At 64.8% G+C, this 13,667-nt stretch carries 13 protein-coding genes; 6 read left to right on the forward strand and 7 right to left on the reverse strand.

All coding sequences use genetic code 11. The features are described 5' to 3' along the window. Window positions 1-25: 25 nt before the first annotated feature. Window positions 26-565 (forward strand): hypothetical protein, encoded by a 540-nt coding sequence (locus tag B5X73_RS10475; protein ID WP_217699766.1) that lies wholly within the window; start codon window positions 26-28, stop codon window positions 563-565. Window positions 566-584: 19 nt separating this feature from the next. Here the strand turns inward: B5X73_RS10475 and B5X73_RS10480 are convergent, their stop codons facing one another. The 5 genes from B5X73_RS10480 to B5X73_RS10500 all read right to left on the reverse strand — a co-directional run bounded on the left by B5X73_RS10480 (window position 585) and on the right by B5X73_RS10500 (window position 7,659). Next, window positions 585-3,011 (reverse strand): response regulator, encoded by a 2,427-nt coding sequence (locus B5X73_RS10480; protein ID WP_079521630.1) that lies wholly within the window; start codon window positions 3,009-3,011, stop codon window positions 585-587. Further along, window positions 3,008-3,478 (reverse strand): response regulator, encoded by a 471-nt coding sequence (locus B5X73_RS10485; RefSeq protein WP_079521631.1) that lies wholly within the window; start codon window positions 3,476-3,478, stop codon window positions 3,008-3,010. The genes B5X73_RS10480 and B5X73_RS10485 overlap by 4 nt, the downstream gene beginning before the upstream one ends. After that, on the reverse strand, window positions 3,475-5,715 hold the full coding sequence (locus B5X73_RS10490; RefSeq protein ID WP_079521632.1) for an ATP-binding protein: 2,241 nt from the start codon (window positions 5,713-5,715) through the stop codon (window positions 3,475-3,477). Before B5X73_RS10490 ends, B5X73_RS10485 begins: the two co-directional genes overlap by 4 nt. 222 nt (window positions 5,716-5,937) lie before the next feature. Further along, window positions 5,938-6,780, reverse strand: a complete 843-nt coding sequence (yghU, locus tag B5X73_RS10495) for a glutathione-dependent disulfide-bond oxidoreductase (RefSeq protein WP_079521633.1) — start codon at window positions 6,778-6,780, stop codon at window positions 5,938-5,940. Window positions 6,781-6,918: 138 nt separating this feature from the next. Continuing rightward, a complete protein-coding gene (locus tag B5X73_RS10500) occupies window positions 6,919-7,659 on the reverse strand; it encodes an AraC family transcriptional regulator (RefSeq protein ID WP_217699767.1) in 741 nt (246 codons plus the stop codon). Window positions 7,660-7,765: 106 nt separating this feature from the next. Here B5X73_RS10500 and B5X73_RS10505 point away from each other — a divergent pair, with 106 nt between their 5' ends. Together B5X73_RS10505 and B5X73_RS21020 are read left to right on the forward strand one after the other, a co-directional pair. Beyond that, window positions 7,766-9,004, forward strand: coding sequence for an MFS transporter (locus tag B5X73_RS10505; protein ID WP_079521635.1), 1,239 nt, complete (start codon window positions 7,766-7,768; stop codon window positions 9,002-9,004). 24 nt (window positions 9,005-9,028) lie between these two features. Then, window positions 9,029-9,166: a hypothetical protein gene (locus tag B5X73_RS21020; protein WP_176167806.1), complete on the forward strand. Its 138-nt coding sequence runs from the start codon at window positions 9,029-9,031 to the stop codon at window positions 9,164-9,166. A gap of 5 nt (window positions 9,167-9,171) precedes the next feature. Here B5X73_RS21020 and B5X73_RS10510 read toward each other — a convergent pair whose 3' ends face one another. Together B5X73_RS10510 and B5X73_RS10515 are read right to left on the reverse strand one after the other, a co-directional pair. Further along, the gene (locus B5X73_RS10510; protein ID WP_079521636.1) at window positions 9,172-10,308 is read right to left on the reverse strand and encodes an FAD-dependent oxidoreductase; all 1,137 of its coding nucleotides are present in this window, start codon (window positions 10,306-10,308) and stop codon (window positions 9,172-9,174) included. Window positions 10,309-10,451: 143 nt separating this feature from the next. Further along, window positions 10,452-11,333, reverse strand: a complete 882-nt coding sequence (locus tag B5X73_RS10515; RefSeq protein WP_079521637.1) for a LysR family transcriptional regulator — start codon at window positions 11,331-11,333, stop codon at window positions 10,452-10,454. 125 nt (window positions 11,334-11,458) lie between these two features. Between B5X73_RS10515 and B5X73_RS10520 the strand changes: the two genes are divergently transcribed. The 3 genes from B5X73_RS10520 to B5X73_RS10530 are packed head-to-tail and all read left to right on the forward strand — an operon-like array spanning window position 11,459 to window position 13,600. Then, entirely contained in the window at window positions 11,459-12,091 is a 633-nt protein-coding gene (locus tag B5X73_RS10520; protein ID WP_036116721.1) for a glutathione S-transferase family protein, read from the forward strand. Between the two features lie 35 nt (window positions 12,092-12,126). Further along, complete coding sequence (locus tag B5X73_RS10525) at window positions 12,127-12,894, forward strand: enoyl-CoA hydratase/isomerase family protein (protein WP_079521638.1); 768 nt, start codon at window positions 12,127-12,129, stop codon at window positions 12,892-12,894. A gap of 13 nt (window positions 12,895-12,907) precedes the next feature. Continuing rightward, window positions 12,908-13,600, forward strand: a complete 693-nt coding sequence (locus B5X73_RS10530) for a peroxiredoxin-like family protein (RefSeq protein ID WP_036116717.1) — start codon at window positions 12,908-12,910, stop codon at window positions 13,598-13,600. Window positions 13,601-13,667 lie beyond the last annotated feature (67 nt).

Consider the following 13,667-nt stretch of genomic DNA (forward strand, 5'->3'; position numbering starts at 1 on the left):
CGACTCTCCCGCCATGGACTTCCCCGTGAATACGCTTCGCAATTTTTACTATCTCCGCGCCATCGTGGCTTTTGCCTGGGTCGCCATCGTTTTTGCCGCCGCCAAGGCGCCTCCCCTGGTCGCCGGCACTCTGCTGGTCATCTACCCGGCGTGGGACGCGATCGCGAATGTCATCGACGCGCGGCGCAGCGGCGGGCTCGCGGCCAATCCGGGCCAGCGCTTCAATGCGCTGACCAGCATCATTACGGCGGTCGCCATGGCCGTTGCCTTCACGTTGCGCGGCAACGAAGGTGGCGTGCTGGTCTTTGGCATGTGGGCACTGCTTGCCGGCCTGTTTCAGCTGGCCGTGGGTATCCGTCGCCGCAAGCTGGGCGGCCAGGCCTTCATGATGATCAGCGGCGCCCAGTCGGCACTCGCGGGCGTGCACTTCGTGTTCAAGGCCTTCGACAACGCGCCGTCCGTGGCGCAGATCGCTCCGTACGCCGCCTTCGGCGGTTTTTACTTCCTGCTGTCGGCGCTGTGGCTGACGTTCAGGAAATCGCCACGGCCGGTCACCGTCGCATAAGGCGCAGGGCGCGCGCTCGTCAGCGCGCGTCCCTCTGCTGGGATCGCCGTGAATCCTTTTCCTGCGCACCGTCGACAGCGAGACCTACCGCATGCGCCAGATCGGAACGCGTGAACGGTTTGGCGAGAATACCCGCGTCCCTGACCGTGTCTTCGTTCGCGGCGAGATTTCGCGGGTAGCCCGACATGAAGAGCACCTTCAGTCCGCTCTTGATGCGCCGGGCCCGCTGCGCCAGTTCCCATCCCGACATGCCGGGCATCACCACGTCGGAGAGCAGCAGGTCCACGGCGACGTCGGGGCGTTCGAGGAGCCTGATCGCCGACTCGCCGTCGTGCGCTTCGAGCACGCGATACCCGATGTCCCTCAGCACCTCGACGACATAGGCACGGACATCGTCGTTGTCTTCGGACACCAGGATGGTCGCCTCCCGCTTCTCGTGTTCGTCGCTGCCGGTGCCGCTATCGTGCGAGACCGGCAGTGCGCTCATCGAACGCGGGAATATCAGCGTGATCACGGTGCCGACGCCGACCGTCGATTCGAGGAGCACCTGCCCGCCCGACTGCTGGACGAAGCCGTACACCATCGACAAGCCCAGCCCCGTCCCCTTGCCGACTTCCTTGGTGGTGAAGAACGGCTCGAACACGCGGGCCATGGTCTCGGCGGACATGCCTTCGCCCGTGTCCTTGACGCGCAACATGACGTATTGGCCCGGATCGAGACCGGGAAGACGGGCCGTATCGCCTTCGCCCAGATGCGCGTTGCCGAGTTCGATGGTAAGCGCGCCGCCCGACGGCATCGCATCCCTGGCGTTGACGGCGAGATTCAGCAGTGACGCCTCGAACTGGGCCGGGTCGAGTTCCACGGACCACACCTCCGGCGCAACGATCTTCAGCTGGACCAGTTCGCCGAGCGCACGCCGCAGCATGTCGCCCATGCCGAGCACCTGGGCCCGGCAGTCGACGGGCTGAGCGATCAGCGGTTGCCTGCGAGCGAAGGCCAGCAGCCTCTGTGTGAGGCTTGCCGCGTTGGATACGCCCTTCAGCGCATTATCCAGCGCCCGCCCGGATTTCTCCGCCGAGTCCGGCCGGTCCAGGAGCATCTTCACGACTTCGATGTTGCCCGTGATGATCGTCAGGATGTTGTTGAAGTCGTGAGCAATGCCACCGGTGAGCTGGCCGATGGCCTCGATCTTCTGAGCCTGCTGCAGTGCGCGCTCGGCCTCGCGGCGCGCGGTGGTTTCCACAGCCTCGGCCACCATGGCGGTAATCGCGCCCGCGGGGTCGCGTAGTGGACGGAAGGAGAACTCGAAACTGCGCAAGCCGGTCGCCAGTTGCAGCTCGAACTCCTGACGCGACGATCTGCCGTCCGCGGCGCCGGCAATGGCCGTCTCCACGACGCTTGCCGACCCGGGTGTCGACGCGAACCAGGCGGACTCGCTCAGCCGCTGGCCGCGCACTTCGCGCTTTTCCAGCAGTACCGCGGCGAGCGAGGCGACATTCGCATCGATGATCGTGCCGTCGGGCGCAAGCAGGATCTGCAGCTGAAAGCTGGACTCGAAGATGGCCTCCAGCCGGCTCTCACTGCCCTGCAAGGCCACGGAGTGATCGATCACCTGGCGCTCGAGCGAGCCGTTGGTTTCCTTGAGCGCGAGCTCGGCACGCTTGAGCTCACTGATATCGCGCGCGAGCATGTAATAGCCGGCAATCGTGCCGTCGGATGCGATTTCGGCCACGCAGTCGATCTGGGCGTGCCGGGCCGCGTCACCGGCGTGTCCGGGCAGCTCGATCTCGAAGGTGGTGCGTTCGCCTGCGATGGCGCGTACTAGGAACGGCTCGGCGCCGGCGAACCAGTCTCTTCCGAAGACGTCGCCGGCATGCATGCCGACCAGCCGGTCAGGCGCGAGGCCTACCCAGTGCCTGTGCGCGTCATTGGCGAACAGATAGCGATGTCCGGCATCGAGGTGTCCGATCAGGGCGGGAAGCGCATCGGCGATCGACTGCAGGCGTTCCTGGCTCAGTCGCAGGTTCTCCTCCGCGAGGCGAAGCTTGTTCAGCTCTTCGTTTTCGCGAAGCCCGCGCAGGATGGCATCGGGCAATCGCTGGAGCCGTTGCTTCACCACGTAGTCGCGGGCGCCGCGTTTCAGCGCCTGAACCGCGAGTTCCTCGGTCAGGGTGCCGGACACAAAGATGAAGGGCAGCTCGGGCGCGTGTTCGCGCGCCAGCACGAGCGCGCTGTCTCCATCGAAGCCGGGCAACAGGTGATCCGAGAGGATGACATCGAAGCGACGTTCGAACAGCGCCGCAAGGAACGTGTCGCGCGTCCACACCCTGTGGATGGCGACGCTGAGCCTGGCGAGGCGCAGCTGGGCCGTGATCAGTTCCGCATCGAGCGCGCTGTCTTCCAGCAGCAGGATACGTATCGGCGTGCCGGGTACCGCTTCGATCATGCGTCGCGGCTCGAGGGGAGAATGGGACGGATGGGCGGCGGCGGCTGGTTGGTGATGCCCCAGAACATGCCGAGTCCCTGAATGGCCTCGAAGAATTCCTTGAAGTCCACCGGTTTCACGACGAAAGCGTTTACGCCCAGCTTGTAGCTGGCCACCAGGTCCTGTTCCTCGCGCGACGAGGTCAGCATCACGATCGGCGTGCTGCTGAGCTTCGGATCGCGGCGCACCTCTTCGAGGACTTCCAGGCCGGTGAGCTTGGGCAGCTTCAGATCGAGAAGAACGACGACGGGACCGCCGTGGGAGGCGCCTGCATACTTGCCTTCGCTGCGGAGGTATTCGAGCGCTTCGACACCGTCACGCACATGAGTGACTTCGTTGAGCAGCTGGCAGCGGGACAAGGCGGCCAGGGTGAGCTCCGCGTCCTTGGGGCTGTCTTCAACGAGAAGAATGGGTCTGAGATCCCTCACGAATGGCCTCTTACTGAGTCGGGAATGGAAAAATAAATGGTCGCTCCCTGGCCGAGAACGCTCTCCGCCCAGGTCCTGCCTCCATGGCGGCTGACGATCCGGCGCACGTGCGCCAGACCGATGCCTGTTCCTTCGTACTCTTCTACGTGATGCAGGCGCTGAAAGACGCCGAAAAGTTTGTCGACGTAGCGCATGTCGAAACCGCAACCATTGTCGCGCACGAAAAAGATCGACTCCTCGTCGCCACGCTCGTGGCCCACTTCGATGGCTGGCTCGGGACTGTCCCGTGTGAACTTCAGGGCATTGGAGATGAGGTTCTGCCATACCAGTCGCAGCATGGCCGGGTCGGCCTTGACCGATGGCAGCGTCGCGATGGTCCATCGGATGTTGCGGCCGAGCGCCTCCATCTCAAGACGCTGCCGGACGTCCTCGACCAGAGTGCCCATGTTGATCGTCATGGTGCCCATGGTCGAACGGCCCAGCTGCGAGAAGCTCAGCAAATCGTCAACCAGCCGACCCGCCGATTTGGCCGAATCCACGATGGTGTCGAGGAAGCGTCGCTCCGTGTCGTCCAGCCGGTCGTTCGCGGCCGAGGCCAGCAATTCCGAGTAGCCGACGATATGACGGAAGGGTGCCCGCAGATCGTGGCTCACCGAATACGAGAAGGCTTCCAGCTCTTTGTTGCTGCGTGTGAGCTTCTCGTTGAGGAGCGCCATTTCCTCGGCTTTGCGCAGCACGATGTCGACGATGGCGACGCGCAGATCCATGGCCGCGTCGCGATCGACATCGGTCCACGGCAGTGAACGAAGTCGTACCGTCTCTTTCCATGCTTCAAACGACAGTCGCGGCGAAATCTTCTCGCCAGAAATGACTTTGCGTGGCTCGCCGCCCCAGCGTACCGTCCGGATGACCTCCGGCCGGAACCAGATCAGATAACTGTCGTGCAACTGCGAGATGGTAATCGCCAGCACGCCGCTGGCGCGCTCGGCATACGCTTCGGCCGCCGGCCATTCGGCAGGCAGACGGTCCGTGCTGAAGACATCGTCGTTGCCCCTGCGCTCGGTGAGCCAGGGAATCAGGGCGCGTACTTCCTCGTCGGTGGGGCATTCGCCCATGAGGATGCATTCGTCGTTCTGCACGATGGCGGCGCCGGACGCGCCGGTCATGGCGAGGAAACTCGTCTGGTCGCGCTTGAGCGCAAGGATGAAGTCCTGTTCGCCCGACATGCGACCCAACAGATGCATCTGTGCGGCGCGACGCGTGGCGCGCTCCTCGACGTTGCCGACGCGTTCCTTCTCGGCGATCTGGAGCGAAAGGATCTGCCCGATCAGCTCGCAAGCGGTACGGACGTGGTACGGAACATGCTTCGTGGCCTCGTTGTGGCAGGAGATCAGGCCCCACAGGTGGCTGTCGTGCAGCAGCGATATAGACATGGAGGCACCCGTGCCCATGTTGCGCATGTATTCCAGGTGCATGGGAGAAACACTGCGGAGCACGCACGGGCTGAGGTCCGTGGGTGGCGCCGCCCGATACGGTGGCGCGCGAACGAGCGGGATGCTCCGGTAGTTGTTGTCCGGGATCAGGCGGACGCGGTTGCGCCGGTAAAGCTCCCGGGCCTGTGCCGGGATATCCGATTCCGGGAAGCGCAGGTCCATATAGGACGGCAGTACGTCGTTGCGGTCCTCGGCGATGACCGACCCGTTCCATTCCTCGTCGAAGCGGTAAACGAGCGTGCGATCGAAATGCGTCAGCTGGCGCACGTATTGCGCACCCAGTTCGCAAAGCTTACCGACGCTGGAGGCCTGCTCGATCTCACTCATGAAACGGCGGATCACGGGATACAGCGCCTCGAGCGAGCCGGACTCGCCCGGCACTGACTGCTCGAGTTCGACGATCAGCAGATCGGCATCGGTGCGATGCGCGAGAGCGTGATGCTGTCCGTGGCTGCCCAGGGTCACCATGCCCAGATAGCTCGACGTGCCGACCTCCAGTGCGGTGATCGACTCCGACCACCCGGAAAGGTGGCCACCCAACACGCTGTCCAGCGCCGCGCCCAGCGGCTCGCCGAACGCCTCGACGATGCGGGCGTCAGCGACGGCAGACTCACTGACCGTCAGCGTTTCGGGGTCGACGACCAACACGACGCCGTACGGCTGCACGGCGCCGGGGGTGCGAATCGGTTCGTCAGCACAGTTGGACAAGTCCAGCGCCGGTGCGGTCGCGATTTGCGATTGCATAAAAACTCCAGCCACTGATCGTCTTCACGCCCTGCGCGTGGAGAACACCGACCGCGCGGCACCCGCCGCGATGGCCTTAATCAGCTGATGCAGCGTCAACGGCTAAGCGCTTTATGTTGCCCGAAAGAGTGCGGTATTCCCACATCGAACGTGCCACTTTGACATGGGTGAAAACTATGTGAAGGTGCCCCGCTTATCGGCCAAGGGTCAGCATCCGCAGCGTCAGTCCAGATCGCTGGCCTGGTGCCGCTCGGGCACCTGGCCGGCGGGATCGCCCATCACGCGGTTCACTTTCCGGCCGCGGATCACCGCGCGGCGCGACGCCACCTCCCTGGCCCAGCGCTGGAGATGGGTGTACGTGCCGACATCGAGGAACTCCGCGGCGCCATACAACTGCCCCAGCACGAGGCCGCCGTACCACGGCCAGATGGCGATATCCGCGATCGAGTAGTCGTCGCCCGCCACGTAGCGATGCGTCGCCAGCTGGCGATCGAGCACGTCGAGCTGGCGCTTGGTCTCCATCGCATAACGGTTGATCGGGTATTCCAGCTTTTCCGGCGCATACGCATAGAAGTGACCGAAACCGCCGCCGACGAACGGTGCCGACCCCATCTGCCAGAACAACCAGCTCATGGTTTCGGCACGGGCCGACGGTTCGGTCGGCAGCAACGCGCCGAACTTCTCGGCCAGATACACCAGGATCGCGCCGGATTCGAACACGCGCGTCGGCGTGGGCGTGCTGCGGTCGACCAGTGCCGGGATCTTGGAGTTGGGATTGACCTCGACGAAACCGGAACCGAACTGGTTGCCCTCGTTGATGCGGATCAGCCATGCATCGTATTCGGCCCCGGCATGACCCAGGGCCAGCAGCTCCTCGAGCATGATGCTGACCTTCTGCCCGTTGGGCGTAGCCAGAGAGTAGAGCTGCAACGGATGCTCACCGACCGGCAGAGGCGCTTCATGCGTGGCGCCGGCCACCGGCCGGTTGATGTTGGCGAACGCGCCGCCGCCGGTGTCCGGCACGGTCCAGACCTTGGGCGGTACGTACGGTGTGGTGTCACTCATGGGTATGGTGCTCCGCTGGGTTGGGGGCCACGACTGGCTACGTGGCATCAGCGTTCTATGGGTACCCATGCGGTGAAAACCCAGTGGGGCGAGCGCGCCGCCAGCGTAGAGGCGCCTGTCGCGGCCCAGGGCCGTTGCCTAACGAAGCCGTCCGGTCGGTTTGAAAAACGCACCAGGCGACAACCCGAAGTGCTTGCGGAACATGGCTGAAAACGCGCTCGGGCTGTCATAGCCCAGGCCCAGCGCCACGTCGATCACCGGCAGGCCCTGCGCCAGACGTTCCAGTCCGGCGAGCAGGCGGGATCGCTGCCGCCATTGCCCGAAGGTCATACCGAGCTCGCGGGTAAAAAGGCGCTGAATCGTTTTTACATGCAGGGCCGTATGCGTGGCCCACTGCTCGAGTGTCGCGGTGTCATCCGGGTGCGCCGTGATGTGCGCGCAGATCGCTGCGAGGCGCTCGTCCGCAGGGTGGGGCAGGTGCAGCGGAAGTACGGCCAGCGTCTGCAGTTCGTCCACGATCAGCCGCATGACACGGCCGTCCCGGGAGTCCTCGTCATAAGGGTAGGTGACCGTCTCCGCCGCCTGCATCAGCTGCCGGAGCAGCGGTCCCACTTCGACGGCGCAGGGCGTGGAGGGCAGCTCGAATCCGGCCTCGAGCTCGACCGACACGTTACGTTGCTGGACGTCGCCCACACAGCGCGAGGAGTGCGTGGTGCCCGCAGGCATCCAGATGGCGCGGGTAGGTGGAACGACCCAGCGGCCCACGGGCGAATGCACCACCAGCAGGCCGTCCTTTGCGTATAGCAACTGGTGGTAGTCGTGGCGATGCTCCGGAATCACCGTTCCCGCGGGGTAGTGCTGCCGCTGGCACTGGACCATGTCCTTTTTGCGATAGGTAGTGCCCATTTGCCGCGCGAAGGCTGGAAAAGGGCACCCTAACATCACGCCTCACGATGCGTCGATAGCGCGCCATTGAGTCGATCCGATGATCCGAGCCCTTTCTCCGCAGGCTGCCCGCCAAGGGCTGATCGCCTTCCTGATCGCCTTCTGTTGTTCGGGCGTGGCCATCGAGATGGCCGCGACCGCGGTGGCCTGGCAGCTTTACGCCACCACCGGCCGTGCGTCCGACCTGGGGCTGATCGGCCTTGCGCGGTTTCTTCCGTCGCTGATTTTCGTGTTGCCCGCCGGGCATATGGCCGACCGTTACGACCGGCGTCTGCTGGTAGGGACGGCACAGGCGATCACCTGCCTTGCGTTGGCCGGGTTGTGGGCATGCTCGGCGACGGGTGCGGTCAGCCGCCTCGACGTTCTCGCGCTGGTCAATATCAGTGGCATCGCCGCCGCGATCCGCGGCCCGGCGTTTCAGAGCATGGTGCCTGGCCTGGTGCCCGCAAGCGGACTGGCCCGTGCCAGTGCGGCAAGCGCGGCGGTGGATGAGTTCGCGTCGATCGCGGGGCCCGTCTTCGGCGGGCTGCTGTACCTCGCCGGGCCGGCGACGGTCTACGCGATTGCCGCGCTGTTGACGATCGTGTCGGGGGCGCTGGTCACACGGCTTCCCTACCAGCAGGCGCTGGCGCCACGCATACCGGTCACACGCAAGGACCTTTTCGCCGGCGTGCACTTCATCCGCGCTCGTCCCGACATCATCGGTGTCATTTCGCTGGACCTGTTCGCGGTGCTGCTCGGTGGCGCGACGGCCCTGCTGCCGGTGTTCGCGAAGGACGTCCTGCATACCGGTCCGTTAGGTCTGGGCATGTTGCGCATGGCGCCATCCATCGGAGCGGTAGCGGTGGGTCTGTGGCTGGCGCGTTATCCGCTCGACAAGCGCGTCGGTCACCTCATGTTCGGCTGCGTCGCAGGGTTCGGTCTGTCCACCATCGGGTTTGCCTTGTCCACGCAACTGTGGACGTCATTACTGGCGCTGGTGCTGCTCGGCGGCTTCGACATGGTCAGTATGGTGATTCGCAGTGCACTGGTTCAGATCGAAACCCCCGACGCGATGCGCGGCCGTGTCGGCGCGATCAATTCGATCTTCGTGAATACGTCGAACCAGCTGGGCGCATTCGAGTCGGGCATGCTCGCTGCGTGGGTGGGTGCCGTGCCCGCGGTGATCGTCGGCGGCGTGGGTACCCTGCTGGTCACGGCGCTGTGGATGCACTGGTTCCCTGGGCTGCGTCAGCGGCAGACCCTGATGTCCGACACCGATGTCTCCCTGCTGGCATAGCCGTTCTCACGGTAGAGGGTGGCTATGACAGCCGCTGGCCGAGGGGCGGCGGACGCCCGGTTCCTCAACGGATTGCATCTTCGGCTCGACGTGCGCCGCGAACACTCGGGTAAGGGGCTGAACGACAACGCGGCGCAGGCGTCGCTGGCGCTCGCGTTCTGAGGCGGTCAGTGTGCGCTGAACAGCTCGACGACGCTGTGTGGTGCGTCGTCGCCGAAGAAGCGCCGATGATTGTGTGCCGTCAGCGCGGCGAAGTGCGCACTGCGAGGGAAGAGCGCTGCTTCATAGGCGGTGAGCGCGGCCTCGATGTCACCCCGATGATCGCGTAGCGCCAGAGCCAGCTCGGCGCCGTCGAGGATGGCGAGGTTCGCGCCTTCGCCCGCGAAGGGCGACATCAGGTGGGCGGCATCGCCCAGCAAGGTCACGCCTTCGAGGCGCGCCCAGCGGTGATCGATCGGCAATGCGTGGATCGCGCGCACGATGGGAAGCGTGTCGCTGTCGGTGACCAGAGCTCTCAGCGACGGCGCCCAACCTTCGAAGGCTTCCGCCAGACGGCGGAGCGCTTCCTTTGGCTCGGTGAAGTCGAGAGCGTCGATCCATGTTTCCGGGCGGTTCAACGCGACATAGGTATGCAGCGTTCCATCGGCATATCGGTGCGCGAGGATGCCCTTGCCTGGTTGAACCGCCATCAGCGTACCGTTGCCGATGGCCTCGGCGCTGACTCTGTGTGTCGTATCCCCACCGAACAGGCGTAACTCGATGAAGGTGGTACCGACGTACGCGGGCCTGGCGGAAGACAGCAGTGGCCGGACCTTCGACCAGGCGCCATCGGCACCGACCAACAGATCGGTGGTCATGGTCGAACCGTCCGCGAAGACGAGCTCGTGCTGGCCATCGCCAAGGCGGCTCGCCCGCGTCAGCTTGCGGCCCCACTGGATGGTGTCGTCCGGCAAGGAATCGATCAGCAGCTGGCGCAGCGCGCCACGATCGACCTCGGGCCGCGCGGTGTCGGGCGATCCCGGTTTATCGAGCAGAACCTCGCCGTTCCGGTCGACGATGCGCTTCGCATCCTCTCCCGGGAGGGCGAGCGCGAGAAACGCCTCGCAGAGGCCGGCCGCCTTCAGGCCGATCTGACCGTTGTACGCGTGGATGTCGAGCAAGCCGCCCTGAGCTCTCGCCGTCGCCGATGTTTCGGCTTCGACGATGGTCGAAGCAATGCCGTTGATGTGCAGCACGCGTGCGAGGGTGAGACCGCCGAGGCCGGCGCCGACAATGGCGATGCGTGAGGTGTGCTGGATAGTCATGGCGCGCTCCTGAGGCCGACGGATATCGGTGGGAACGCTGGCCGACCACGCGAAAGCGGGGTGACGTGTATTCGGCTGCCCCGATCGGGACGTGGCAGGCGTTTTTCGCGGTCTTCGTGGGCGAAGGATCGCACGCGCTTTCGTTAATGGCCAGCCAGTGCTCCCTGCACGAACGAAGCGAACTGCCTGGCTTTCGCGCTGGCCAGCCGGCCCGACGGATAGACGGCCCACAGATCGATGGATGGCAGCGTCCAGTCGGTCAGCACGCGCTTGACCACACCGCTGGCGATCTCGTCGGCAAACATCCAGTCCGAGGCGATGGTCAGCCCCATGCCCGCGAGCACGGCAGCGCGGATACCTTCGGCGGCGCTGAAGCGCGCGCGACCGCTGACTTGCACGGAAACTTCGGTACCATCACGCGTGAATGCCCATGCCCCGACGAACTGGCTGCCAGCGATGACCTGATGGTCCGCCAGGTCGGCCGGTCGCTTCGGCTCGCCCGCACGTTTGAGGTAAGCCGGTGTCGCGAGGAGCGAGCGTCCACCCGTCGCCAGCTTCTGTGCGACGGCGCCGGAGTCGTTCAGCGTACCCATGCGCAGCGACAGATCCACGCCCTCCGCCACGAGGTCAATGACGCGGTCGTCGAGAATCATGTCGACCTGCAGTTCCGGATGGTCCGCGAGGAAACGGGGCAGGTGAGGCACGACATGCAGACGGGCGAACGTCGTCGCCGCCGAAACGCGCAACCGGCCCGACAGCCCGAGGCTCGCGTCGCGCGCCGCCAGTTCCGCCTCGTCAGCCTCCTGCAGCGAGGCGGTAGCCCGTTCGTAAAAGCGAAGGCCCGCCTCGGTCGGGCTGAGGCCGTGGGTCGAGCGGTTCAACAGGCGGACGCCGAGCCGGTCTTCCAGCTGCGCCACCGTCTTGGACACAGCGGGCTGGCCGACGTGCAGTAGGCGCGCCGCGGCGGAAAACGAGCCGGTGTCGACTACCCGGACGAAGGCGGTCAGGGCCTGAAAGCGATCCATGGGTATTCCTCGAAGGAATGAGCATTATCGCTTCGCGCCATCTGCCGTGTCGATGGGCGCAGGGCCACCATGTGCTCATCCGGCGGCAACCGATGCCGCTCAGGACCCTCCGAGGAGCCCATCGCATGTTTCACGTCCACGCCTTCGCCACCCCCAACAGCATCAAGGTGCCTGTCGCCCTTGAGGAACTCGGGCTCGACTACGAACTGCATGGCGTCAACGTCAAACAGGGCGAGCAGCGCGCTCCCGCCTTCCTCGCCCTCAATCCGAACGGCAAGGTGCCGGTGCTGATCGACGCCAGGGCCGGAGAGACGCTGGTGCTGACCGAGTCTGCCGCCATCCTGGTTTACCTCGCCGAACGTGAGGGCAAGCTTCTCCCGGCAACGGGCGAAGCACGAGCCCGCGTCTTCGAGCAGCTGTTCTTCCACGCATCCGGTCTCGGCCCGGCCTTCGGTCAGAGTGGTTTCTTCCAGCGCCAGGCGGCCGAGCCGCAGCCCCTCGCTATCGAGCGCTTCAGCAAAGAAGCGCAGCGCACGCTGGGCATGCTCGACAGCGTGCTCGCGCTGCGCCCCTTCGTCGCCGGTGACGACTACTCCATTGCCGACATCGCGCACTTCGGCTGGCTCTGGCGCCGCGAATTCGCCGGTGTCTCATTCGACACCACGCCACACGTAGCCCGCTGGTACGACGCCGTTGCAAGCCGACCCGCTACTCAGCGCGCCATCGCGAAGATCAACGCCCTCGTGCCTTCCGCCTGACCTCTCCCGACTCACACACCACAGGAAACGCTGACATGTCCCGCTTCGATTCGTACCGCAACCGCTACGCCAATGCTCGCCTGACCCGCTCCGACACCGGCGTCCTCGAAATCGCATTGCACACCGATGGCGACAAACTGGTGTTCAACGGTCACACCCATGAGCAGTTCGTCGATCTCTTCCACGACATCGGTTCCGATCCGGAGAACCGCGTGGTCATTCTTACCGGCAGTGGCGATGCCTTCATGGACGCGATCAGCCCGGAGGGTTTCGACTTCTTCACCCCGCTCGGGTACGACAAGATTTTCCGTGAGGGGAAAAAGGTCCTGATGAACATCCTCGACATCGAGGTGCCGCTGATCGCCGCACTCAATGGTCCGGTGCTGTTGCACTCCGAATACGCGCTGCTCGCCGACATCGTACTGGCAACGCCCGAGACCGTTTTCCAGGACAAACCGCATTTCGATTTCGGCATCGTCCCGGGCGACGGCGTGAACCTGCTCTGGCCCGAAGTGATCGGCAGCGTGCGCGGCCGCTACTTCGTGCTCACCCGCCAGGTGCTCGACGCGAAGACCGCGAAGGAATGGGGTGCGGTGAACGAGGTGGTCCCCGCCGCCGACCTTCTGCCGCGTGCACGTGAAATCGCCGAGTCGCTGGCCGCGCTGCCGCCACTGACCGCGCGTTATACCCGCATCGCGCTGACCCAGAAACTGCGCCGCATCGTCGATGAAGGTGCGGGCTACGGTCTGGCACTGGAAGGTATCAGCGCGGCGGAAGTCGCCCGTTCGATGGCTCAGGCTTAAGGAGAACAACGCCATGTCCCTGCAAGAACGACTCGACGCCTTCAAGGCCGACTTCGAAGCCGGCAAGCCGCCGTATAGCGTCCCCTATACGGTCATTGAAACCATGCATCGCGCCACCGCCGAGCTGATCGCATCCGGCGCAGCCACCCGCGCCCTGAAGGCGGGCGACAAAGCGCCGGCCTTCACCCTTCCCGATCCCGATGGCAGGCCGGTGTCCTCGGACGACCTCCTTCGCACCGGGCCGCTGGTGATCAGCTTTTACCGGGGCGTGTGGTGCCCGTACTGCAATATGGAATTGCAGGCGCTGCAGGCCGCGCTGCCGGAGTTCGCGGCGTTGGGCGCGAAACTGGTCGCCATCTCGCCACAGCTTCCTGCCAGCAGCCGGAAATCGTCGCGGCAGAACGAGCTGAGTTTTCCGATTCTGTCGGACGGCCATAACGATGTGGCGGATGCGTTCGGCCTGCGTTTCCAGATGCCGGACTATCTGATCGAGTTGTACCGGGGTCTGAAGAATGACCTCCCCGCGTTCAATGGCGATCCGAGCTGGACGCTGCCCATGCCGGCACGTTACGTCATCGATCGCGACGGAACGATCCTGTATGCCGAAGTCAATCCGGATTACACGCGTCGTCCGGACCCGCAGGACATGCTGCCGGCGCTGCGACAGGCGAATGCTGCGCAGCCAACATCCTCGCTCGATGTATGAGCAACTGTGCTTGAATGGGTAACGGTTAGCGGGTCGGGGGTGTCTGGCACCTCTGACTCGCGACTCC

This window comes from Luteibacter sp. 22Crub2.1 (genome assembly GCF_900167995.1).
Lineage (GTDB): Bacteria > Pseudomonadota > Gammaproteobacteria > Xanthomonadales > Rhodanobacteraceae > Luteibacter > Luteibacter mycovicinus.

What these genes read in the sequence shown, in the direction of transcription:
- B5X73_RS10480 (WP_079521630.1), bottom strand. Translation starts at nt 3,011, where the DNA reads ATGATCGAAGCGGTACCCGGCACGCCGATACGTATCCTGCTGCTGGAA.
- B5X73_RS10490 (WP_079521632.1), bottom strand. Translation starts at nt 5,715, where the DNA reads ATGCAATCGCAAATCGCGACCGCACCGGCGCTGGACTTGTCCAACTGT.
- yghU (WP_079521633.1), bottom strand. Translation starts at nt 6,780, where the DNA reads ATGAGTGACACCACACCGTACGTACCGCCCAAGGTCTGGACCGTGCCG.
- B5X73_RS10500 (WP_217699767.1), bottom strand. Translation starts at nt 7,659, where the DNA reads ATGGTCCAGTGCCAGCGGCAGCACTACCCCGCGGGAACGGTGATTCCG.
- B5X73_RS10505 (WP_079521635.1), top strand. Translation starts at nt 7,766, where the DNA reads ATGATCCGAGCCCTTTCTCCGCAGGCTGCCCGCCAAGGGCTGATCGCC.
- B5X73_RS21020 (WP_176167806.1), top strand. Translation starts at nt 9,029, where the DNA reads ATGACAGCCGCTGGCCGAGGGGCGGCGGACGCCCGGTTCCTCAACGGA.
- B5X73_RS10510 (WP_079521636.1), bottom strand. Translation starts at nt 10,308, where the DNA reads ATGACTATCCAGCACACCTCACGCATCGCCATTGTCGGCGCCGGCCTC.
- B5X73_RS10515 (WP_079521637.1), bottom strand. Translation starts at nt 11,333, where the DNA reads ATGGATCGCTTTCAGGCCCTGACCGCCTTCGTCCGGGTAGTCGACACC.
- B5X73_RS10520 (WP_036116721.1), top strand. Translation starts at nt 11,459, where the DNA reads ATGTTTCACGTCCACGCCTTCGCCACCCCCAACAGCATCAAGGTGCCT.
- B5X73_RS10525 (WP_079521638.1), top strand. Translation starts at nt 12,127, where the DNA reads ATGTCCCGCTTCGATTCGTACCGCAACCGCTACGCCAATGCTCGCCTG.
- B5X73_RS10530 (WP_036116717.1), top strand. Translation starts at nt 12,908, where the DNA reads ATGTCCCTGCAAGAACGACTCGACGCCTTCAAGGCCGACTTCGAAGCC.